The sequence below is a fragment of the Cupriavidus basilensis genome, from assembly GCF_008801925.2.
GTDB classification, from domain to species: Bacteria; Pseudomonadota; Gammaproteobacteria; order Burkholderiales; family Burkholderiaceae; genus Cupriavidus; species Cupriavidus basilensis.
In genome coordinates, this window is the sequence record NZ_CP062809.1 from 50,878 (window position 1) to 74,079 (window position 23,202).

The 23,202-nt window shown below is 58.4% G+C and carries 18 protein-coding genes and 2 pseudogenes; 13 read left to right on the plus strand and 7 right to left on the minus strand.

What is annotated here, in order from left to right; all coding sequences use genetic code 11:
* Positions 1-19: 19 nt before the first annotated feature.
* The 4 genes from F7R26_RS40610 to F7R26_RS40625 form a co-directional block, all read right to left on the minus strand.
* The gene (locus tag F7R26_RS40610; RefSeq protein WP_193692298.1) at positions 20-781 is read right to left on the minus strand and encodes an alpha/beta fold hydrolase; all 762 of its coding nucleotides are present in this window, start codon (positions 779-781) and stop codon (positions 20-22) included.
* A 32-nt stretch (positions 782-813) separates the two neighbouring features.
* The gene (locus F7R26_RS40615; RefSeq protein ID WP_193692299.1) at positions 814-1,776 is read right to left on the minus strand and encodes a VOC family protein; all 963 of its coding nucleotides are present in this window, start codon (positions 1,774-1,776) and stop codon (positions 814-816) included.
* A gap of 34 nt (positions 1,777-1,810) precedes the next feature.
* Positions 1,811-3,487 (minus strand): FAD-dependent monooxygenase, encoded by a 1,677-nt coding sequence (locus tag F7R26_RS40620; protein ID WP_193692300.1) that lies wholly within the window; start codon positions 3,485-3,487, stop codon positions 1,811-1,813.
* A 475-nt stretch (positions 3,488-3,962) separates the two neighbouring features.
* Complete coding sequence (locus tag F7R26_RS40625) at positions 3,963-4,901, minus strand: IS481 family transposase (protein ID WP_193692301.1); 939 nt, start codon at positions 4,899-4,901, stop codon at positions 3,963-3,965.
* A gap of 322 nt (positions 4,902-5,223) precedes the next feature.
* Between F7R26_RS40625 and F7R26_RS40630 the strand changes: the two genes are divergently transcribed.
* From F7R26_RS40630 to F7R26_RS40645, 4 genes and pseudogenes are all read left to right on the plus strand, one after another.
* A complete protein-coding gene (locus F7R26_RS40630; RefSeq protein ID WP_193692302.1) occupies positions 5,224-6,138 on the plus strand; it encodes a LysR family transcriptional regulator in 915 nt (304 codons plus the stop codon).
* A 218-nt stretch (positions 6,139-6,356) separates the two neighbouring features.
* Positions 6,357-6,929, plus strand: a complete 573-nt coding sequence (locus F7R26_RS40635; protein ID WP_193692304.1) for a hypothetical protein — start codon at positions 6,357-6,359, stop codon at positions 6,927-6,929.
* A 34-nt stretch (positions 6,930-6,963) separates the two neighbouring features.
* Positions 6,964-7,845, plus strand: coding sequence for a collagen-like triple helix repeat-containing protein (locus tag F7R26_RS41575; RefSeq protein WP_193692305.1), 882 nt, complete (start codon positions 6,964-6,966; stop codon positions 7,843-7,845).
* Positions 7,846-7,975: 130 nt separating this feature from the next.
* Positions 7,976-8,686, plus strand: a pseudogene (locus F7R26_RS40645) (SOS response-associated peptidase).
* A 96-nt stretch (positions 8,687-8,782) separates the two neighbouring features.
* On the opposite strand, the gene F7R26_RS40650 reads toward F7R26_RS40645, so the two are convergent.
* Both F7R26_RS40650 and F7R26_RS40655 read right to left on the minus strand, forming a co-directional pair.
* Positions 8,783-11,698, minus strand: a complete 2,916-nt coding sequence (locus F7R26_RS40650; protein ID WP_003158660.1) for a Tn3-like element IS1071 family transposase — start codon at positions 11,696-11,698, stop codon at positions 8,783-8,785.
* Between the two features lie 390 nt (positions 11,699-12,088).
* Positions 12,089-12,490, minus strand: a pseudogene (locus F7R26_RS40655) (zincin-like metallopeptidase domain-containing protein); the annotation flags it as partial.
* 106 nt (positions 12,491-12,596) lie between these two features.
* On the opposite strand from F7R26_RS40655, the gene istA (F7R26_RS40660) reads away from it, so the two are divergent.
* From istA (F7R26_RS40660) to F7R26_RS40670, 3 genes are all read left to right on the plus strand, one after another.
* Positions 12,597-14,153, plus strand: coding sequence for an IS21-like element IS1600 family transposase (istA, locus tag F7R26_RS40660; RefSeq protein ID WP_011255179.1), 1,557 nt, complete (start codon positions 12,597-12,599; stop codon positions 14,151-14,153).
* The gene (istB, locus tag F7R26_RS40665) at positions 14,143-14,937 is read left to right on the plus strand and encodes an IS21-like element IS1600 family helper ATPase IstB (RefSeq protein ID WP_011255145.1); all 795 of its coding nucleotides are present in this window, start codon (positions 14,143-14,145) and stop codon (positions 14,935-14,937) included. Before istA (F7R26_RS40660) ends, istB (F7R26_RS40665) begins: the two co-directional genes overlap by 11 nt.
* Before the next feature lie 117 nt (positions 14,938-15,054).
* Positions 15,055-15,687, plus strand: coding sequence for an amidase family protein (locus tag F7R26_RS40670; protein ID WP_193692309.1), 633 nt, complete (start codon positions 15,055-15,057; stop codon positions 15,685-15,687).
* A 55-nt stretch (positions 15,688-15,742) separates the two neighbouring features.
* Here the strand turns inward: F7R26_RS40670 and F7R26_RS40675 are convergent, their stop codons facing one another.
* Positions 15,743-16,657, minus strand: coding sequence for a LysR family transcriptional regulator (locus tag F7R26_RS40675; protein WP_011171699.1), 915 nt, complete (start codon positions 16,655-16,657; stop codon positions 15,743-15,745).
* Between the two features lie 125 nt (positions 16,658-16,782).
* Here F7R26_RS40675 and F7R26_RS40680 point away from each other — a divergent pair, with 125 nt between their 5' ends.
* From F7R26_RS40680 to istB (F7R26_RS40705), 6 genes are all read left to right on the plus strand, one after another.
* On the plus strand, positions 16,783-17,028 hold the full coding sequence (locus tag F7R26_RS40680) for a hypothetical protein (protein ID WP_193692311.1): 246 nt from the start codon (positions 16,783-16,785) through the stop codon (positions 17,026-17,028).
* Between the two features lie 46 nt (positions 17,029-17,074).
* Positions 17,075-17,836: a chlorocatechol 1,2-dioxygenase gene (locus F7R26_RS40685; protein WP_031942826.1), complete on the plus strand. Its 762-nt coding sequence runs from the start codon at positions 17,075-17,077 to the stop codon at positions 17,834-17,836.
* A 43-nt stretch (positions 17,837-17,879) separates the two neighbouring features.
* Positions 17,880-18,563: a dienelactone hydrolase family protein gene (locus F7R26_RS40690; protein WP_031942842.1), complete on the plus strand. Its 684-nt coding sequence runs from the start codon at positions 17,880-17,882 to the stop codon at positions 18,561-18,563.
* 214 nt (positions 18,564-18,777) lie between these two features.
* Positions 18,778-20,538 carry an FAD-dependent oxidoreductase gene (locus tag F7R26_RS40695; RefSeq protein ID WP_031942828.1) on the plus strand — a complete coding sequence of 587 codons (1,761 nt, stop codon included), beginning with the start codon at positions 18,778-18,780 and terminating at the stop codon, positions 20,536-20,538.
* Positions 20,539-20,753: 215 nt separating this feature from the next.
* Positions 20,754-22,310, plus strand: coding sequence for an IS21-like element IS1600 family transposase (gene istA, locus F7R26_RS40700; protein ID WP_011255179.1), 1,557 nt, complete (start codon positions 20,754-20,756; stop codon positions 22,308-22,310).
* Positions 22,300-23,094, plus strand: a complete 795-nt coding sequence (gene istB / locus F7R26_RS40705) for an IS21-like element IS1600 family helper ATPase IstB (RefSeq protein WP_011255145.1) — start codon at positions 22,300-22,302, stop codon at positions 23,092-23,094. The genes istA (F7R26_RS40700) and istB (F7R26_RS40705) overlap by 11 nt, the downstream gene beginning before the upstream one ends.
* Positions 23,095-23,202 lie beyond the last annotated feature (108 nt).

The window sequence follows — 23,202 nt, forward strand, 5'->3', positions numbered from 1 at the left end:
TGCTGATCTCCTTTCAAGATCAACGGGCGGATGTGGAGAGGAACTTCTCTATCAACGTCAAGGTTGCGATCGGGGCTTCGCAGTGCGGATAGTGCCCCGCACCCGCAATGACCTCGACAGAGGCGGTCCGATAGATCTCCGACGTCGTGGCCCGCGCAGCTTGCTCACTGCAGGCCGGATCGTGCTCCCCCACAAGAGCCAGAATGGGCATAGGCAAATTCTTGGCCTCTTCACTCACGTCAGTTTGGCTTGCATCCTTGGCGTACGAGGCAAACGCGAGGGGATCGATGCTATCGAATGTCGCTGCGACCTCGGTGCGTGCGAACCCGGGCGTGTATCGGCCAGCCGTGCCACCGGCAACCATTTGCTCGCGATGCTCGGCACTGTTTGCAGCAGCATTCAACAGCGCCATGCGATCGGGATCGCGGCTTCCACCTTTGGCACTCATACCCGCGATTGAGACGATTGAGCCGACCCGTTGCGGCATGGCAATTGCCACCATTTGTGCCGCTAAAGCGCCAATGGAATGCCCGCCAATCGCGAAGTCCTTCCAACCCAAAAACTCGACGAGCTTATAGGCATCAATAACAACCTCCCGCAAGTTAAATAATCCGGGTAGATTTTTCGACCCGCCATAACCGCGATACTCCGCGATGGCATATTGAAAATTCTCCAAATCAGCATATTTCAGCATTTGATTGAAGGCATCCTGCGTGCCAAGCAATCCAGGAAACAGCAATACCTTTTTTGGGCCAAACCCAATCAACTTATAAGATTTCATTTGTTGAACTCGTTGTGATGTGGGATAGGGCGTTAAATATGAATCGGGTCTTCGCGCTCCATAAGCGCCAAGACGTCAGGCCTTGAATAGGCTTTTGCCAATTCGGGCGCGATCATCAGTTCAGTGCCAAGCAGGGCTTCTTCCTCATCCATTTTGAAACCAAGGGATTTGGTAGCTTCAAACATTACTCCGCCTGGCGTGCGAACATAAACCGATTCGAAATAGCCTCTGTTTTTACGGTCGGAGAAATCTGTAAATCCCATGCCTTCGGCATCGAATTTGACGCGCGCTTGAGTGTCGTAGTCTGGTACATCAAAAGCGCCGTGGTGAATAATGCCTTGTCCAAGAGTCCAGGTGCCTTGGCGCATATCGGGTTCGTGCAGAATATCGATTCGCTTGCCGGCGCCGCCGCTACCAGATTCATAGCGCTTGAATTTACCGTCAGAACTCGTGAGACGGAAGTTCCAAGCCGTTTTGAGAAAAACCTCCATATCTTCAAGCTCGCGTACCACCGCAGTCCAATTGTGAAAACCGCGCACGGCGTACTGTTCGGGCACATACTCAGAACGCCAGGGAGCGCGCAAATCGGTTGGGTCTTCGACTACCTCAAAATCAATTCCCGCATGTACAAATCGAAGGTATTTTTCACCAAAACGCTCAGATTCTGCGGTGATTGGGATATTGTTTTTGCCTAAATGTTCACGCCAAAAATCGATTGATCCTGCGGGAATAGAGTAGGCCACAGCAGTGAACTGGCCCGACCCTTTGCGCCCAACCAAACCAGTGCGGCGCAGCGGGAAGGTTGTCATCACGGTGCCGGGCGTTCCCATTTCATCTGCAAAATAAAGATGGTAAATCGGGATGCGACCATCGTAGAAAAGCGTCCGCTTGATGAATCGTTGCCCAATCACTTTGACAAAAAAATCAACATCCGATTGTGCAGATTCTGTGCACAGCGTGATGTGATGCAGTCCTCGAATAGAATCCGTGCTCATATTAATTCCTTAGGAAAATATTGAAAAAATCGCTTTATAGCGCACTGGAAATTTGTGAATCCAGCGGGAGAATCCATTTGTTCAAGTAGTCGAAAAGTGATTCGGATGCTTCATGAGATCCGCGAAATCCAACGTACAGGTCTGGCCTTACTAAAATCATCTGATTTTTATCGCCGCCATATGCCAATTGGATTTTCTGTGATCGGTCGACAATAATCTCATCTGGATTAATACCTTCGGCATGAGCCGATGTAATATGCACGCTCTTAACAAGGCGGCCATACTTTTTCTGAAGAGTCTGTGTCAAAGCGACATATTTTTCTTTCGCCTCGGCTACCGGCTCGCATAGCCAGAGCAGCGTAAATCCAGGGTGTCTTGTCGAGTCGTACAGACGCATTCGCGGCGGCTCGTCAGAGAGGATGCAATCCGGTGCCCGGTCACCTGGAAGCGGAACACCTTCGGCTAGATCGAGGTCGGCTACAACACCATCAACACCTCTGTAATTGTGCGAGAGCGCAGAAATGCGCATGATCGCTTCGTCATGCCAATTGGGATCTTGTGTGAGCTTGAAACGATCCGCTACGGGAATCGAGGCATTAAACAAAATCTGGTGCATTCGATCTGCGCCAGCCGTGACCTGTTCCGCGATGGGACGACGCTCGGTTGCATAGGACTCTAATACGTTGTGCGGCGAGCGCTTTTGAATCATTAGCGCGAGCTTCCATCCAAGATTGAAAGCATCTTGCATACATGCATTCATACCCTGGCCACCAGCTGGCGAATGCACGTGTGTCGCATCTCCGCACAACAAAATGCGCCCGAGCATATAAGTCTCGCCGACGATCTTTCGAATCTCCCAAGTCGAAGACCAATCCATCGCAGTGATGTTCGCCCCAGTATCGAAGGAATCTAATGCCCGTTGGAAGGCTTCTTGCGGTGTGCCTTCTTTTAGAAAGTTTTCAAGATCGCCTGCCAGGTAAATGCGATATTTACCGCCCGGTAAACCCGTAAGCAGCAAAAATCCTTTCGCGCTGACGTAATAATTCACCCAGCTTCGGTCGCCATTAAAGCCATCGACATAAGCATCAACCATCGACATCGTCATGGAATTGCCTTCGCGCTGTTCAAAAGCAAGTCCCAGTGTGGACCGTACCGTGCTTCGCGATCCATCAGCGCCCACTACCCACGGCACTACTATTTCTTCGACTTCTCCCTCTTTACCACCACGCTGCACTTTGACGCGTACTAAATCTGCCTCTTGTTCACTTTCAATATATTCAACACCATATTCAGGATGGAAATCGTAATTGGCAGCTAAAGATTCACGTAATGCGCGGTCAAGATCATTTTGATTGACCTTGCCATAGTAGTTATATCGGGTCCCAGGAAGTCTTCCAAAATCGAGAACGGGCGATTGATTTGAACCGAGGGAGAGTTCTGGAAAGTGAAACCGATTACCAGGGCAAACTTCGCGTAATTCATCGATACGCGATGCAAGTCCCATATGATCGAACATTTCCATTGTGCGAGCATGTAATGTAAAGGCTCGAGTTGATCCTGAAGGGTGTGATTTCTTCTCGATCAAACGGCATTTAATACCTCGACGAAGCAGTTCGTGGCAAAGAATAAGCCCAGACGGACCTGCGCCGACAACGAGAACCTGCGGGTTTTGAAAAACTCCAGGGTTATCTTGGATAGTCTTAGATTTCAAAATTGTCTCCTTCTGCTTTTATATTTAATTGACTGCATACCGTTCTCTGTGGAACAAATGGCAAGTCAATCGCGATTAGTCTTTAGCGCTTATTCGGCTAACTGACCGTTCGATGGATCTTCTCAAGAGATAGGCAAGTGCAGCAACGTTGATTAGCGAACTTCGGCTGTTCGGAAATCGATGTGCTTTTTAAGGGAATACCAGAGGATTGCGAATAAATCCGCTACGTGTGTTTTGGCGGATTTTCGGCCGCGAGAATGCTGCTCGCAGGCATGGAATGTGGCCTGCGCGCGGTCGTAAACCAACTCCGCAAACAGACTCAACTCGATTGCAACGTGCGCCTCAGAGCGTCACCTGCAAACAAGGGCCGAAGACCAGCGAGCTCGCCCGAGTGTTTGCCGCAAGAGCGGTTCGGCGGCTTTGCCGATAGGATGAACTAATGACTTCACTTCAACGCCGCGACAATCGTAGTCGCCTAAGTGTTGATTTGCAATAGGTTGTTCCCGCCAAGTCGGGATGCTGGAGGCTTATATCCCAAGGCCGAGTGCGGCCTTCGGGCGTTGTAATAAGCCAAGAATGCGGGCAACCATGCGGTGCGTTCTTGGCTGGTTGCCCAGATGCGCCCGTAGGCCCATTCACGCAGACACGTCTGGATGAATCGTTCGGCCTTGCCATTGGTTTGTGGGCGGTAGGGACGTGTGAACGTGTGCTTAATACCCAGAGCTTGGCAGGCACGCGCGAATACCTTCGACCTGTAGGCTGGGCCGTTGTCGGTGATCAAACGCTTGATGGTCACGCCCAGCGCCTCGTAGTGCGCCACGGCTGCCTCCAAGAAGGCCACCACTGACGGCCTTTGCTCGTTCGGGTACATCTGCACAAAACCGACACGCGAGTGGTCATCAATGGCCACATGCGCCACCTCCCAGCCGACTCCACGCGTATGGTTTCGCGGGTTTCCCGTGACGCGATGGCCTGGCATGGCGATGCGCCCGAGCTTTTTCATATCCATGTGCAACAGATCGCCAGGCGCCTCGTGTTCGTAGCGCACGACGGGCTCCTTGGGGTCGATGGCATTCAGGCTCGACAGGCCCAATTGCGCCAGCACGCGGCTGATGGTGGCGACGCTGCGACCGACGACCTGGGCAATGCGGCGCATGGGCATGCGTTTGCGCCTGAGCCGCTCAATGCGTTGCATCAACTCGGCATCAACGGTGGTGCGCGTTCGCGCTGGCCTGGAACTTCGGTCGATCAAGCCTTCGTGCCCGAGCATGGCGAAGCGCTTTCGCCACTTGCAGGCGGTGCGCTGGCTGATCCCTGCGGCTTCGGCCGCAGGGATCAGCCCCATGACTGCGATGCGTTCGATCAACAATTTGCGACCTTCGAAGGTAAGTCTGGCATTCTTATGGCTGTTCATCCGGCAGGATTCCTCTGAGTTGCTGAAGCGTGGTAACTCCAGTTTCCCAGACCTGTCCGGTTGAACAACCTATTGAAACATTACACCTAAGGACCCTCTGCACGAATCGATCGACAAGCTGCTAGTGCGGATCGGGATGGGATGTAAGGCGCAAACTGCAGCGATAGCCACAGCTATCGCGAGGATTTGCAACGCCGCAGACCGCCCGAGTCCGCGCGAGCCAAGCGTCGATCTGATTCGTGCAGAGGGTCCCTAGCCGCCGCTCAATTGGATTCGATAGGCAATTGCCGCGTCGAAGACCTGAAATTCCCGAGGAATTGCTATGTATCTTCCTGAGATTGATCTCCCGTTGCTTCGCGCAATGCTCGTTTTAAAAAAGCACCGAAACCTGCGCAAAGCGTCCGAGGAACTTGGTATTTCTCAGGCCGCAATGAATCGTGGCTTGGCAAAGCTGCGCCGTGAGCTCAACGATCCCTTGTTTGTTTCGACAGGACACGGCATGGAGCCCACGCCGCGAACTCTGGCCATCATCGAGCCGATCTCGAAGATCATTGAACTTGCGCTAGATGAAATCTCGCCCGTAGCGCCATTCGATCCGCTCACAAGCGAGAGAGAGTTTTCTGTCGCGGCATCCGACATCGGTGAACTGATGTTGATTCCCGAGCTAATGCAAAAGTGTGAAGGTTTTCCAAATATTCAATTCCGTTCGCACCGGCTTGCCATCAATAGCCTGCCCGACGAACTCCGCTCAGGCGCCGTCGATGTGGCTGTAGGCGCATTTCCGGCGCTCGAAAGCGGAATTCACTGTAGGCGGCTTTTTACAGAGCGGTATGTGTGCCTTGCCCGGCGTGGACATCCGGCCCTATCGGGTGACTTCACGATGGAGCGCTTCTTCGAACATAGCCATGTTGTCGTATCGACGGGGATGCTGGGACATGCCCATAGCCTTGTTGAAAACGCGCTAGTCAAAATGTTGCCGCGTGGATCCATAAAAGCGGTATCTCCGAGCTTCCTGCTGAGCGCAATCCTCGTCGGCGAATCCGACTGTTTGCTTGTTGCGCCATCGACGCTAGCGCGCCTGATGAAGCCGCGCCTCAATCTCGAGGTGCTGACTTGTCCCTTCGATGCAATGCCATTCGACATATTTATGTATTGGCACGAACGCGTTCACAACGAACCAGCACATCGATGGTTTCGGAGCTTGATTATTCAGAATTTTTTCCAGGCCGATGCTTAAATTTTTAGAGCGATTCTGGTGACGTAGGTTAGTGATCAGTCCGTCATCGATGCGCTTTACATCGTGTACGAGCCACTCACGGGAACACCCGTAGATGCACAGCTTTTGCGCTGTTTCCACGCCCTGTAGGGGCTGAGGTCTGAGTTTAGAGAAAGCCCAAACATCCCTGATGTTGCAGGTTGCGCGATGCAATCGTCGCGGGTTAACCCTCGGATGATTTGCTGAAAATTACCCTGTTCGAGGTATTTACAGTAAATGAGTACATGTGTTTAATCGCGAACATGTGTCAAATGCATGCAAATGTTAACGCCAAAGCACTTCGGGCTGTCCATAGCTTGCTGCCTGTCTTCTTCATACTCATCACCGGAGTTGCTCGATCAGATGTGCTCATTCCGCGTGGAGCGCAGCTAAATCTAGGTGGCGGCTCTGCGCTACTAGGATGCACTGATTTGGTCATCGGAGGTGCTGCCATACAAGGCTCCGGTGCAAGCACTATAGGTGTGCGCAATCTTTCGGTATTTGCAGGAGGTAGTTTGGACATGGCGCGCAGCAGTGTTCAGCTTGCCCAGCAATACACGAACAACGGAACTGTAAATGCAAGTGGCGGCAGCCTAAGTCGAGTGGATATTGCTTCCTGTCCGGCGATTGGCAAAGTGGGGGTAATAGATCCAATTAGTCACGCTACTCCGACATCTGTCGCTTCAGTTCCTTCGCTTCAGGCGTATTTCGTAGTATTTCTCGCGTTGGCGATGGCTGCCATGGGATGCAATCGCATTCGCCGTGGAACATGAGTCAAAAATAATTAATTTAATTTACTAAGCGCACATGAAAATCCATTTCAAATTAAACGTAGGGCTAACATTGGGATTAATTTCCACTGGTTTGTTGGCTGCTGCAGAAGATGTCGTTATTTCGCCTGCTCCAGGTGGTGGCGTGATCATCAATTCAGATGTCGGTAAGCCTGCAATCAAAATAATGCCCGGACAGCAAGTGCAACTACCCGGCTTGCCGTCGGCAGGCATTTATACAAACGTTGTGTGCCGAGATACGAGTGGAACGCTTGGAACATGTGCTTCTCCAGCTCTGATTGGAGCACCTGGGCCTACGGGACCTACAGGTCCTATCGGTGCGACGGGTCCTGCTGGCGCGGATGGAGTTGATGGAGCGACGGGGCCACAGGGAGTCCCTGGCCTAGATGGGCCCGCCGGTTCCCCCGGCCCAGCAGGACCTCAAGGTGATTCTGCAGTGAATTTTGCAGAGACAAGTTTTTCAGCTAAATTGCAAATGAATACAGCAGCATCGACCAGTTTTTTAAATTGGGATGTTGCAACACCGAATTATTCCCATCCCTCATTTAATCCAGTTATAGGGGTTTTTACAGTCCCTGATTCTGGAGTCTATAGAATTAGTGGGCACATCAATTATCAAACCACTGCTGCGGTGAATACTTCGTTGGGTTCTAGTATTAATCCGCAGATCGTTGTTAATAGAAATGGTAGTCTTTTGACTGCTACTAAACTACCCATCTTAAATGTAAACGTTGCATTGATATTAACATTGCGAGTTCCTCTTGGTTCCGCGACCATTCCTATTCAATCAGATACCTATTTGGTTGCTGGGGATTTCATATCAATGAGTTATGACGCAAATGGAATGACTATTCCTGTAACGTTTGATGCAAACTGGGCCGTTCAACGGCTACGTTAATTCCAAACTGCTCGTTGATGCGCCGGAGTTTTACTAGCCGGCCTTGGGCTCTATGCCAGGCACAAATGGTGCGCAGAATACATGCAGGCGACAGTGCCGCCGCTGAATAAGCTGCAAGGCAGGAAGCTGTATCTGCAACCGTTGCAATGCGCGAGGCGAGCGCGAAATGGAAGAGTACTGACACGTTGGCCGCCAGAATCCAAATCGATGCTGGGAGGATGAGCAAGTGCGCGAAGTGTTTCCGCGTGCGCCGGGTCCATTCATTCGCCGTGCGCGGGACGATGCTGGTTATTGCCGCGAGGGCGTAGTGGGGCAGTGGGGTCTGATCCCTTGGTTCGCCAAGGAGCCAAAACTCAAATACCCGACCAACAACGCACGCTCTGAGGAATTGGCAGACAAAGCCAGCTACAAGCACCCGTGGGTGCGTGGGCAGCGCTGCATCATTCCTGCCGCCTCGTTTGACGACCCCAATTGGGAAACGGGGAAGAATGTGTGGTGGCGCTTCAAGCGTGCCGATGGGGCGCCATGGGGATTGGCCGGCCTACGGAACACTTGGACTGACAAAACCACAGGCGAAGTCCACGAGAGCTACACGATGCTCACGCTGAATGCCGACCATCACCCTTTGATGAAGTGCATGCACAAGTCCGACCCAAAGCTAACCGCCGATCAGCAGGACAAGCGCAGCGTGATTCCCATTGAGCTGGGTGATGTGGATTTGTGGTTGGCGGGGACGGTCGATCAGGCGCAGAGGTTGCTGCGGCTGGCGCCTGCTGATGCGTTTGAAGCAGGCCGGGGTCTCCTCGTTTTCAGTGCAATAAGTGACGGTACGCAAAGCTAGCACTGGCGCGGGGGTGGTCTGGGTAGATCGTTGATTTCATTGACTTTCCTGTTCACTTTCAAATCTGCGATTCGTGGCGTCAAACCGTGGTCGGTTTCATCCATTGGTGCCAGTTATCGATGCATTTGGCCGCGAAGGCAGGATTTGGTCAGCATAGCGGTCAACCGGGAAGCGAAACACACCCCGCAAGTTGATGCTCTCCAGCCTGGTGGGCGCAATCTTCCCGATCAGTTCCGGTGGAATGACCTGGCGGCGGTTCGACCAGCGATCCAGGACCGCCTGCATCTGTGAGGTATTCCACGCCATCACGATGTTGGCCATCAGGCTCAACGCATCGGCCACAGCCTGCATTTCATCGACACGTTTGGCCTGCGCCGGGCTGATCCGGCCGGTATAAATGGCGCGCTTGAGGGCGTTAACAGCCTCGCCCCGATTGAGCACCCGGCGCAACTCGTTCCTGAAAGCGTCCTTGACAAAGTAGTCAGCCAAAAACGCCGTACGCAGCAACCGCCCCAATTGCACGCCAGCCTCATAGATTGGATCGCCCTGGGCGGCAGAACCGAACCGCGCAAGAGCTGCCACCGCACTGGCATGTCCGCTCATGACCGAGGCTGCCAGGTGCACCAGACTATCCCAATGCTTTTCGATCAAAGCGACGTCGACATTGGCTTCGCACACCGCAGCGATTTCTGCGGGCACTTTGGTGCCGCGTGGCACAAAGAGGTGGCGCTGTTTGAGTTCCTTCAACCGCGGGCAAAGATCAAAACCAAGCAAACGGGCATGTGACATGGCAAAGTCGGTGTAGCCATGGGTATCCACAGCAAGCTGGCTGGTCTCCAGCTTTTCTTGGCGGATGACACCTTCAATGGCCACGCCCGCCTGGCGCTCATTGAGCACAAAGGGCTGCGCATGGAAGATGCCCCACCGGTCTTTTACATGGGAGTAGATTCCAATGGAAGGTGTGTTGCGCCGAGGATCAAGCCGGGCTTGCCACACCCGTTTGGTGGTCTCCATGGTCATCATGTCAGAAGATGCCAAATCGGACCGCCCCCAGGTGGCGGCAATCGGGTGTCGCTGCATGAATTCCAGCACAGCCTGGCAGGCCTGGCTCAGACGCCGTTCGTCCCGCGCCCAGCGCATGGCCTGGCGAATGCTGGTGGCAGACAATTGCGGAATCATGCGCGCGCATTCGACCGCAGTCAGACTGGTGCCGTGGGCCATGATGCCGGCATAGACCATCAGCAGCTCGTCGGTAGAGCGCGGCTCACGTCCGAGCATGATCCAGCTAAAGCGCACCTGGGCGTCAACGGCCAGAATCACTTCCGGCAATTGAACCTCACCGATGCGGTGATCCAAAGCCGCGCGCAGCTTGGTCACTTCTGGGTCTTCGTCCTCTGCGGGCAATGGCGACAAATGGAGTTCATCATCCACGCGCAGTACGCCACTGCGGGCTGCAGCGGCCACCGCATCGACACCGGCAGTTACTCTGGCCAGCAAAGGCTTCAAGAAAGTGGCAGCCTTGCTGGGTAACGATAGACGGGCATAGTGTTTCTTGGACTCTGCCTGCCAACGCTCGTCCGTGAAGAACAAGCGCGCACGACCCCGAAAGCTCAGGCTGTGCTCAATCCAGACCGAGCCATTGCGCACCGCGCGGCGCAGGGCAAACAGGGTGGCCACCTCCAACGCCTGAAACGCCCGTTCCCGGTCTGGGCTGGAGATCGAAACCTGCCAGATCATTCCCAGACTTGGTGCCACCACTTCAACTGGCAGCTTTCTGGATCCTTTGAGATATAAAGCTTGCAGCTTGGCAAGGTACTCGATGGCAGGATGCTCGCCGGTGGCCTGCCAGGGCAGCTTTGCAATGGCGACGAGCAACGACCGCACGGGGCGAATTCCATCAATCAATCCCTCGCGGACCAGGGAGGCCCTGCTCGGTGGTTTGCGTTTCTGGGTTTCGGTGATCAAGGCTTCAAGACGGGCACGCAACTCAGCATCTGGCACCGCACCTTGCGCGCTCAAGGCAACAAGTTCGCCGAGCAGCGTTTTGTACATTGCGGCCCAATTGACGGTAGCGGGGACATCGGCGGCAGCCTGACGCCACAGATCGGCGATCCGGCGCTGCACCATAAGGATCAACTGGTCTGTGGTGGTGAACAGGCAATACCGAAGAAAGCATGCGACCTCCACGGTGCGCGCTGGCTCTTTGATCTTGGCTCCGGCTGAGGGCGGCCTGGAGACAAGTCGGCGCGCGTAGCGGCGCAAGATGAGATCGGGGATGTCTGCCAGGTGCTTATGAACGTCCAGCGTGTAAAGCAGGTCGATGCGCTCCAGTACCTCGCTGATTTGGCGGGTTGAGTGTTTCGCCGGTGCAGCCCATAGCCAACTCTGCTGGGTTTGTCCATCTGGGCGCAGCTCTGAAACTGAGGCTCGCCAGCGATCAAGTGTTGCTGGATCAACGCTGGCGGCGATGGCGGTGCCTGTTTCAACTTCAAGCTGGGCAAGTGCCGCCGCAATCAGTGTCCGAATTGCCCGCTCGTGCACGATCACCAGCTTGTTCTTGTACAGCCATTGACGCGCCCGCACGAGTAGCTGATCGCGGTCGGCGCAGCGCGCCACTTCGTCGCGCAGTTCACGTACCAGTGAGCGGCGCTGGTGCTCGCTCATCCACTGGAATCCAAGGACCGTGCAGGCTACTTGTTGGTGATCGAATAGCGTGCGCCCGCGTTCATACATGGCTCTCAGCGAGGCGACTTCTGGTGCTGCAATGCCAAGCTCGTTGCCAAGGTGGCGCCACAAGGCTACTGGAATTACCCGAAAGGCACCGAGCAAACGCCCACTCATGCGCAGGAAACCAATATGGAGCGCCAGACCAAGCTTGTGGGAATCACCTCGGCGTGCATTGATTGCGTCGCGCTCGGCACCATCGAAGGTGAAAAATGCCTTCATCTCGAAGTCGCTGATATCGCGGGGGAGCCCACGCATCCCCAAAAACGTTGTGTGCCAACCCTGCATCGTGAACCTCAAAAGTGGGAGGCCACCATACCCGTTTACAAAGCGAACAGGAAAGTCAATGAAATCAACGGTCTACCCAGACCACCCCCGCGCCAGTGCTAGCTTTGCGTACCGTCACTTATTGCACTGAAAACGAGGAGACCCCGAAATGGCGATGCGAGATCCAGGCGGGCAGGGCGGCCGCCATCGTCGGAACTGGCGATGGTCGACCGCGCCGGCGTGCATCGCCGGAAATGGCGATGCTGCAGCTCGACGTGCGCGGGCCTGGTGGCATCGTCGGATGCGGCGATGCTCGAGCAAAAAAAAGCCGCCTCGGGGTGCGAGGCGGCGATGACTGCCGGCGGCCAGGGAGGGAGGAAACCGCGCGTGTGGTTGCAGCCCTCCGGGACTTTAGCCGATGCGTGCCGCGCGGCGCGGGCGTTCCGGCTGCTGCTGTTGCTTCTCCGCACGCTCCTGGCGCTGCTCCTGCTGCTGTCGGCGGCCTTCCTCGATCAGCACCTGGCCCACGGCTGCGCCGACCTGGCGCTTGAGGCCGTCGCGGCCCAGCTCGCTCTTGTTCGCCAGGTCGTTGAAGTCGGTGAAGCCCTTGGGGTTCGCCTGCTGCTCGCCCGGCGCGAAGATCGGGAAGATGGCCTTGCCGCCTACGGCCTTCGCGGCTTCCTCGGCCTTGGCGCGGCCGGGGTTGTGGCCGCGCTCGATCTCCTGGGCCTTGTCGTCGTCGCCGGCGATCACGATGGGCTTGTCGGGGAACTTCTCGCGCAGGGCGCGGGCCACGTGCGGCAGGTTGCCCGAGTGTTGATTTCCATCCAGAACTGATCCACTTAACCCGGTAATTTCCGTCTAAAACTGATCCACGTAACAACCCTAACCTGCTGATTTTTTCGGCAGGAGCATAGGAGTGATTGACGTGGCAACATTAAGTGTCATCAGACGCTGGGCCCTGCGCGAGCAGTTGTCCATCCGAGAGATCGCCCGGCGCACCGGCCTGTCTCGCAACACCATCAAGAAGTACCTGCGCGCGGGTGTGGCGGAGCCGCACTACCCTCGGCGCATCAGTCCGAGCCAGCTCGATCCCTACGCCGAGAAGCTCTCAGGCTGGCTCAAGAGCGAAGCGGGCAAGTCGCGCAAGCAGCGGCGCACCGTGAAGCAACTCCACGCCGACCTGTCCGCCCTGGGCTACCCAGGCTCATACGGCCGGGTAGCCGCCTTCGCCCGAGTCTGGCAGCAGCAACGTCAGGAAGCGCAGCAGACCACCGGCCGAGGCACCTTCGTGCCGCTGGCCTTCGGTCCTGGCGAAGCGTTCCAATTCGACTGGAGCGAAGACTGGGCCGTCATCGGCGGCGAGCGCACCAAGCTGCAGGTAGCCCACTTCAAGCTCAGCCACAGTCGCGCCTTCACCGTGCGGGCTTATCCGCTGCAAACCCACGAGATGCTGTTCGATGCGCACAACCATGCCTTCGCGGTGTTGGGTGGCATTCCCCGGCGCGGTATCTACGACAACATGCGCACCGCCGTGGACAAGGTGCGCCGGGGCAAGGAGCGCGACGTCAACGCCCGTTTCAGCGCCATGGTCAGCCACTACCTGTTCGAGGCCGAGTTCTGCAATCCGGCCTCGGGCTGGGAGAAAGGGCAGGTGGAGAAGAACGTGCGTGATGCGCGTCACCGGCTGTGGCAACCCGTGCCGGCGTTTCCAACCCTGGCCGAACTCAACGAGTGGCTGGAGAACCGCTGCAAGACCTTGTGGCGCGAGATCGTCCACGGCAAGCTGCCAGGCACGGTGGCCGATGTCTGGGAGCAGGAGCGGCCCACCCTGATGCCGATGCCGCGCCCCTTCGACGGCTTCGTCGAACACACCAAGCGGGTCTCGCCCACCTGCCTGGTGCACTTCGAGCGCAACCGCTACAGCGTGCCGGCCTCCTACGCCAACCGGCCGGTGAGTCTGCGGGTCTACGCCGAGCGGCTGGTGGTCGCCGCCGAAGGTCAGATCTTGTGCGAGCACACGCGCCTCATCGACCGGCGCCACGACGTCGGTGGTCGGACCGTCTACGACTGGCGTCACTACCTGGCGGTGCTGCAGCGCAAGCCCGGTGCCTTGCGCAACGGTGCTCCGTTCGCCGAACTGCCGCCAGCCTTCAAACGGCTGCAGGCCATGTTGCTGCGCCAATCGGGTGGCGACCGGGAGATGGTGGAGATCCTGGCCCTGGTTCTGCACCACGATGAACAGGCCGTGCTGGCCGCCGTGGAGCTGGCCTTGGAAGCTGGCGTGCCGACCAAGACCCATGTGCTGAACGTGCTGCATCGTTTGCTGGAAGGGGAGCCGGCGCCTGCGGCGCCGGTGACGGCACCACAGGCCCTGCGCTTGGTCAACGAACCTCAAGCCAACGTGCTGCGCTACGACCAGTTGCGCCGCCCCGCGGCTGCCCGCACAGCCCAGGAGGTGCGTCATGCGTCATGACCCTGCCAGCGGCGCCATCGTGATCATGCTGCGAGAGCTCAAGATGTATGGCATGGCCCAGGCCGTGGCCGAGCTGACCGCACAAGGGGCACCGGCGTTCGAGGCGGCACAACCCATCCTGGCCCAACTGCTCAAGGCGGAAACCGCCGAGCGCGAGGTGCGCTCCGTGGCCTACCAATTGAAGGTGGCCCGTTTCCCTGTGTACCGGGACTTGGCCGGTTTCGACTTCGCCCACAGCGAAGTCAATGAGGCGCTGGCGCGGCAGTTGCACCGTTGCGAGTTTCTGGAGGAGGCCAACAATGTGGTGTTGGTCGGGGGCCCGGGCACTGGTAAGACCCACCTGGCCACGGCGCTCGGTGTGCAGGCCATCGAGCATCATCACCGGCGAGTCCGGTTCTTCTCCACGGTCGAACTGGTCAATGCGCTGGAGGTCGAGAAGGCGCAGGGCAAGTCGGGACAGATCGCCACCCGGCTCATGTACGCCGATCTGGTGATCCTCGACGAACTGGGTTATCTGCCATTCAGCGCGTCCGGTGGGGCCTTGCTGTTCCACCTGCTGTCCAAGCTTTACGAACGCACCAGCGTCGTGATCACGACCAACCTGAGCTTCAGCGAATGGGCGTCGGTGTTCGGTGATGCGAAGATGACGACGGCGCTGTTGGACCGGCTTACGCACCACTGCCATATCCTGGAAACTGGCAACGACAGCTTCCGATTCAAGAACAGCTCGGCGCTGCCGGCACAATCCAAGAAGGAGAAAACCAAGAACTTATCCACACCGTGAGCCTTCCAGGCTTGCAAAAAGGGTGGATCAAGATTCGATGGAAATGCCGGCTCAGGGTTGCATGGAAATTAACATGACCGCTTCTGGACGCCCCTGGATGCCTCCGTGGCGGCCGTCATGGATGACACCCGCAAGGAACTGCAGCGGGCTGGCGTGGTCTTCGTCGAGCTGGATCTTCCGGGACTGGATGCGTTGAACAATTCCGTGGGCTTTCCCGTCGGGCTGTTCGAGTTCATGGCCGAGATGCCGGACTACCTGAAGGCCTCGGGCCACCCGCTGGACATCGAGGCGCTGCTGGCGGGCATCGGCAGTCCGGACGTCGCCGGCATCCTGCGGCCTTTGCTGGGCAGCGGCGCCATCCCCGAGCCGGTGTACCGTGCCGCGCTCGCCGACCGCCAAAGGCTGCAGGAGCTGTACCTCAGAACCTTTGCACAACACCAGGTGCGCGCCCTTGCCTTCCCGACCTCCGCCTTGACCGCCCGGCCCCTCGGAACCGACGACACGGTGGAGTTCCTTGGCCAGCGCTGTCCTGCATTCATGATCTATATCCGCAACACCGACCCGGGCAGCAATGCCGGCATACCGGGCCTGAGCCTGCCGGCAGGCATTGGTCCTGACGGCCTGCCCGTGGGGCTCGAGCTCGATGGGCCGGCTGGATCGGACCGTGACCTGCTGGCCATCGGTGCCGCCCTGGAGACCGTGCTGCCTCCTATCGGCCGACCATCGTTGAGGTCCCCGGAAGGGGCGTAAGTCTTGAATGCACCATGGCCAGGCGCTTGCGCTGGCCGTTGGACAGGTCGGCGCGCTAGCCAAGCGGTCGCGCACGCTGGGCCTGCGCGCCAGGCTTTAGGCGTCTTGCGGCGTCTAGGAACGCCCGGAGCACCGGTACACGCGAATCGGTCAGGTAGGTCAGGCTGACCGGGACTTGAGCGCTGGCGGCGGTCATCTCAATCATTCGAACGAATGGCCGCCTCAGCATGGCCACCGAAGCCGGGACCAGGGTGACACCCGCCCCGGCGGCCACGAGCCCAAGGGCAGCGTTGACATCTTCGACAATCGCCGTGACACGCGGTTCGACCCCGGCCCGTCGCATCAAGGCGATGACTTCGTCCGCAAAGCTCGGCCGACCCTCTTGCGGGAAAAGGACCAGGGATTCACTTTTGAGTCGTAGCAATGTCGGCTCTCGGCTCAGTTCGCGTGCAACGCTTGAACTTGCGGCGATGTACAGCCGCTCATAGTGCAGGTGTTCGACCGTGATTCCAGTTTCCTGCGGGTAAAAGCGGCCTACGCCGACGTGAATTGTTCCGGCGCGCAAGGCTTCCATCTGCCGCACCTTGGACATTTGGGCCAGCGACAGAGTCGCTCCGGGAACCGCCTGCGTGAATGCGTGAAGCAAGGCCGGCACCGTCTGGTAGATCGCTGTGCCAAGGTAGCCAACGTCAAGTTGACCGATCTCGCCCCGGCTGGCGGCACGTGACCGGTCCACGGAAGTCCGGCCCAATTCCAACATCCGTCGTGCATCCTCGAGAAAGGCCGCGCCAGCCGGTGTGAGTCGCACACCGCGCGGGCCTCGCTCGAACAGCAGCACCCCCAAATGCTGCTCAAGCGCCTGAATCTGTCGTGTGACCGGGGGCTGCGAAATGTGGAGTCGCCGCGCTGCCGCGCCCACGTTCCCCTCTTCAGCCGCCGCAACAAAGTAACGAAGCTGCCGAAATTCCATCTTTCTCCACCTTCATTCGCTCAGATAGACGAATGCATGTTGCCAGGAGGCCAATACCGAAGTCGTATCACTAGCGTCGATACAAGGTATTAGACCATATGGCTTGGTTTTCCTAGACTGCTGCCATGCCAAACGAAGAAGCCATCGCCGAGCACCACGATGACGGCGCTGATCGCGCGGCGGCCAGGATGGAAGCCGTGGAAACAGCCATTGTCGATCTACCCCTGCGTCGAGTTCGGCGGTTTGCCCGCCTCAAGGAGCATGTTTTGTGGCTCCCCCAAAGCCCAGGCCTCAACATCAAGCTGGACGAAAGCCAGATGCGGCGCTTCGCTCGCGCTTCTCCGCACCGGATCGATCACCGCACCGCTTGAATGCGTATTCCAATCCGATTCCACTTTTTTGCGAAACGAGAGAACCATGAAAAACCCGAGAGTCCATGAAATTGCCACCGCCATGATCGATGCCGTGCGCAAGGTATTGGTTGACCACCAAGTGACCGAAGCCGAGTACCGGGCGGGGGTGATGTATATGATGAAGGTCGCGGAAGCCAAGGAAACAGGCTTGATCAGCGACGTATTCCTGAACAGCACGATTGTCGAAATCAAGGCGGCGAACACGCACGGGTCGGCACCGGCCATACAGGGGCCGTACTTCAAAGAGGATGCGCCCTTTGTCGACGGCAAACTGAAGACATACGACAGCGATGACCACAAGCCGCTGCTCCTGCATGGGACTGTCAAGGACGAAGCCGGCGGTGTGGTGAGCGATGCGGTCATCGATATCTGGCACTCCACGCCTGATGGCCGGTACAGCGGTTTCGGCGGCTATCACGGAGATATGCCGGTCGAATACTACCGAGGCAAGGTCCGTACGGACTTGCAAGGTCGTTGGCGCGTGCAAACCACATTGCCGGCGCCCTATCAGATCCCCAACAAAGGGCCGACCGGTGCCCTGCTCACCATGATGGGAAGCCATACCTGGCGCCCCGCCCACGTGCATTTCAAAATCCGGAAGGACGGCTTTGAACCGCTGACCACGCAATACTACTTTGAAGGCGGCGAGTGGGTAGACAGTGACTGCTGCAACGGCGTCCAGCCCGAACTTGTCATGCCGGCGGCCATAGAGCAGAACATGCAGGTGATGGTTCTGGACTTCGTGATCGAAAAGCCTCGCGCCTGAGCTTGCAGAGGACGATCTCATGTGTCACGACACTGTTCCCTCCTTGTTTCCGCGAGCGCATGCAACCGGGCGCATCGATGGTGCCATCAGCGCCTTGCGCTATGCCGGTGCATCGAGCGGTCCGCGCCTGCTGGTGCTGCCGGACATCTACGGCTGCAATGGCTTCTACCGTGGCTACGCGGCATACCTGGCCGAGCAAGGCGCCAGCGAGGTGCTGCTTGTGGACCCATTCGCCGCATTCGGCGAGTTGCCACAAGCCACTCGCGAGGCAGCTTTCCAGCGGCGCCACCGACTGGCAGATCGCGCCTTTGTCAAGAACCTGATTGCGTTCATCGAGAGCCAGCGCATCGACGGCGTGGTCGGATATTGCATCGGGGGATTGTTCGTCTTCGAGCTGGCGCGGCAACAGGTCGTGTCGCGCCTGCTGGCCTATTACCCATTTCCGCAAGGGCTCGAAAACCACGATCCGGTAGACGTCCCGTTCGACTATCTGCCGGAGGTTCGGTCGCGACACACCGTCATCGTTGGAGACAACGACACGCTGCTTGGTGCGCAGAACCTGTTGCAACTGGAATCTCAAGCACGTGCGAACGACGCGATCGACTTGCATGTGATGAAAGGTGCGGGCCACGGCTTTCTCGCGGATCTGGAGTCGGTTGATGCAGATCGTGCGGCGATGGCAAGGCAGGCACTGCTGATCGGCACGAACACATTGTTCGGGCGGTGATGCGCGGCGGGCGTGATGGGATCGTCGCGTCCTCCGTCCGGAACGAGCGCCCTTGCCGATGGTTCGACCTGAATCTCAATATCTAACGCTCACAACACGTCGCAGACCTGTCGCCAACTGACTGGAACGAAGTTCTGCCTGTTGGAGTTCAACCATTCAGTGAGCGAAGTGCATCCAAGAGTGAGCACCCTCACGCTGCTATCAAGGAGACATCATGAATGAAAAAGCAACCGTCATCGAAACTGACGTTCTCGTCGTAGGTAGTGGTCCCGCCGGGGCTGCATCGACCTTACTTCTCGCGACCTACGGCGTGAAAACGCTGTGCGTCAGCAAATATGCCACGACGTCGCGCACTCCGCGCTCGCACATCACCAACCAGCGCACGATGGAGGTGATGCGTGATCTTGGGCTCGAACTCGAGTGCGAGGCAATGGCATCACCGGCCGAGCTGATGGGTGAGAACGTCTATTGCACGAGTCTCGTCGGAGACGAACTGGGCCGGGTTCTGACCTGGGGTACCCATCCGCAACGCCGGGCCGACTACGAGCTCGCGTCGCCCACGCACATGTGCGATCTCCCCCAGAATCTGCTCGAACCCATCATGATCAACCACGCGGCGCGGCGCGGCGCCGACGTGCGTTTTCATACGGAGTTCGTTTCGTTGAAGCAAGACGAAACAGGCGTCACGGCGACCGTCCGCGATCACTTGCTGGATCGCCAGTACGACATTCGAGCCAAGTACCTCATTGGAGCGGACGGCGCGAACTCTCAGGTCGTAGACCAGGTCGGCCTACCCGTGGAGGGAAAGATGGGCGTGTCCGGGTCGATCAACGTGGTGTTCGAAGCCGATCTGACAAAGTACGTAGGCCATCGGCCTAGCGTTCTGTACTGGGTGATCCAGCCTGGTTCCAGCGTCGGCGGCCTCGGCATCGGGGTGATCCGAATGGTCCGGCCCTGGAACAAATGGCTCTGCATCTGGGGCTACGATATCGCCGGTGGTCCTCCCGACCTCAATGAGGCGCATGCCCGACAGATCGTCCATTCGCTGCTGGGTGATTCGACAATTCCCGTCAAGATCGAGTCCACCTCGACGTGGACCGTGAATGACATGTACGCCACACGCCTGTTTGACAATCGGGTGTTCTGCATGGGGGATGCCGTACATCGCCATCCGCCCACCAACGGATTGGGGTCGAACACATCGATACAGGATGCCTTCAACCTTTGCTGGAAGCTCTCGCACGTGCTGCAAGGAAAGGCCGGCCCTGAGCTGCTCGCGACCTACAACGAGGAGCGTGCGCCAGTCGCCCGCCAAGTGGTGCAGCGCGCCAACAAGAGTCTTGGGGATTTTCCTCCGATCCTTGCCGCGCTGGGTTTGTTCGACACCAAAGATCCGGAGCAGATGCAGCGCAACATTGCGCGCCTGAAAGAGCAAAGCCCCGAAGCACAGGAGCAGCGGGCCGCCCTGCGCGCCGCCATCGACGGCACGCAATATGTGTACAACGCCCACGGCGTCGAGATGAACCAGCGCTATCAATCGGCGGCCATCGTTCCAGACGGGACGCCCGATCCAGGATTTCGCCGGGATTCGGAGCTGTACCACGCCCATAGTGGCCGACCCGGTGCACCTGTACCGCATGTCTGGGTCACGCGGCATGGCCGCCGCGTCTCCACGCTCGATCTTTGCGGCAAGGGCCGGTTCAGTCTGCTCTCCGGCATCGCGGGTTCACCCTGGGTCGAGGCAGCCGTCCATGCCGCCGAGTCGCTCGGAATCGATCTGGACGTGCACATCATCGGCCCGGGGCAAGAGCTCGAAGACCTGTACGGCGACTTCGCCCGGGTCCGGGAGATCGAGGAGAGCGGTGCCCTGTTGGTACGCCCTGACAACTTCATTTGCTGGCGCGCAATGCGATGGCAGGAAGGCTCGGGGGACGAACTCCGCGCGGCTCTGAAGCGCGCGCTCAGCGTGCACTGAGCTCGTCAATCACCCCTTGGAAGGCATATCCGGCGGGCAGCGTACCCGCTGGCGGGGATACCGTGTCCGCTCGAATTGCGAAGGCCTTAGGAGACATCATGAACACTGTATGTTGATTTCCATCCAGAACTGATCCACTTAACCCGGTAATTTCCGTCTAAAACTGATCCACGTAACAACCCTAACCTGCTGATTTTTTCGGCAGGAGCATAGGAGTGATTGACGTGGCAACATTAAGTGTCATCAGACGCTGGGCCCTGCGCGAGCAGTTGTCCATCCGAGAGATCGCCCGGCGCACCGGCCTGTCTCGCAACACCATCAAGAAGTACCTGCGCGCGGGTGTGGCGGAGCCGCACTACCCTCGGCGCATCAGTCCGAGCCAGCTCGATCCCTACGCCGAGAAGCTCTCAGGCTGGCTCAAGAGCGAAGCGGGCAAGTCGCGCAAGCAGCGGCGCACCGTGAAGCAACTCCACGCCGACCTGTCCGCCCTGGGCTACCCAGGCTCATACGGCCGGGTAGCCGCCTTCGCCCGAGTCTGGCAGCAGCAACGTCAGGAAGCGCAGCAGACCACCGGCCGAGGCACCTTCGTGCCGCTGGCCTTCGGTCCTGGCGAAGCGTTCCAATTCGACTGGAGCGAAGACTGGGCCGTCATCGGCGGCGAGCGCACCAAGCTGCAGGTAGCCCACTTCAAGCTCAGCCACAGTCGCGCCTTCACCGTGCGGGCTTATCCGCTGCAAACCCACGAGATGCTGTTCGATGCGCACAACCATGCCTTCGCGGTGTTGGGTGGCATTCCCCGGCGCGGTATCTACGACAACATGCGCACCGCCGTGGACAAGGTGCGCCGGGGCAAGGAGCGCGACGTCAACGCCCGTTTCAGCGCCATGGTCAGCCACTACCTGTTCGAGGCCGAGTTCTGCAATCCGGCCTCGGGCTGGGAGAAAGGGCAGGTGGAGAAGAACGTGCGTGATGCGCGTCACCGGCTGTGGCAACCCGTGCCGGCGTTTCCAACCCTGGCCGAACTCAACGAGTGGCTGGAGAACCGCTGCAAGACCTTGTGGCGCGAGATCGTCCACGGCAAGCTGCCAGGCACGGTGGCCGATGTCTGGGAGCAGGAGCGGCCCACCCTGATGCCGATGCCGCGCCCCTTCGACGGCTTCGTCGAACACACCAAGCGGGTCTCGCCCACCTGCCTGGTGCACTTCGAGCGCAACCGCTACAGCGTGCCGGCCTCCTACGCCAACCGGCCGGTGAGTCTGCGGGTCTACGCCGAGCGGCTGGTGGTCGCCGCCGAAGGTCAGATCTTGTGCGAGCACACGCGCCTCATCGACCGGCGCCACGACGTCGGTGGTCGGACCGTCTACGACTGGCGTCACTACCTGGCGGTGCTGCAGCGCAAGCCCGGTGCCTTGCGCAACGGTGCTCCGTTCGCCGAACTGCCGCCAGCCTTCAAACGGCTGCAGGCCATGTTGCTGCGCCAATCGGGTGGCGACCGGGAGATGGTGGAGATCCTGGCCCTGGTTCTGCACCACGATGAACAGGCCGTGCTGGCCGCCGTGGAGCTGGCCTTGGAAGCTGGCGTGCCGACCAAGACCCATGTGCTGAACGTGCTGCATCGTTTGCTGGAAGGGGAGCCGGCGCCTGCGGCGCCGGTGACGGCACCACAGGCCCTGCGCTTGGTCAACGAACCTCAAGCCAACGTGCTGCGCTACGACCAGTTGCGCCGCCCCGCGGCTGCCCGCACAGCCCAGGAGGTGCGTCATGCGTCATGACCCTGCCAGCGGCGCCATCGTGATCATGCTGCGAGAGCTCAAGATGTATGGCATGGCCCAGGCCGTGGCCGAGCTGACCGCACAAGGGGCACCGGCGTTCGAGGCGGCACAACCCATCCTGGCCCAACTGCTCAAGGCGGAAACCGCCGAGCGCGAGGTGCGCTCCGTGGCCTACCAATTGAAGGTGGCCCGTTTCCCTGTGTACCGGGACTTGGCCGGTTTCGACTTCGCCCACAGCGAAGTCAATGAGGCGCTGGCGCGGCAGTTGCACCGTTGCGAGTTTCTGGAGGAGGCCAACAATGTGGTGTTGGTCGGGGGCCCGGGCACTGGTAAGACCCACCTGGCCACGGCGCTCGGTGTGCAGGCCATCGAGCATCATCACCGGCGAGTCCGGTTCTTCTCCACGGTCGAACTGGTCAATGCGCTGGAGGTCGAGAAGGCGCAGGGCAAGTCGGGACAGATCGCCACCCGGCTCATGTACGCCGATCTGGTGATCCTCGACGAACTGGGTTATCTGCCATTCAGCGCGTCCGGTGGGGCCTTGCTGTTCCACCTGCTGTCCAAGCTTTACGAACGCACCAGCGTCGTGATCACGACCAACCTGAGCTTCAGCGAATGGGCGTCGGTGTTCGGTGATGCGAAGATGACGACGGCGCTGTTGGACCGGCTTACGCACCACTGCCATATCCTGGAAACTGGCAACGACAGCTTCCGATTCAAGAACAGCTCGGCGCTGCCGGCACAATCCAAGAAGGAGAAAACCAAGAACTTATCCACACCGTGAGCCTTCCAGGCTTGCAAAAAGGGTGGATCAAGATTCGATGGAAATGCCGGCTCAGGGTTGCATGGAAATTAACACCCAAGCAATCAATATGCCACCGAACGGTGGCCT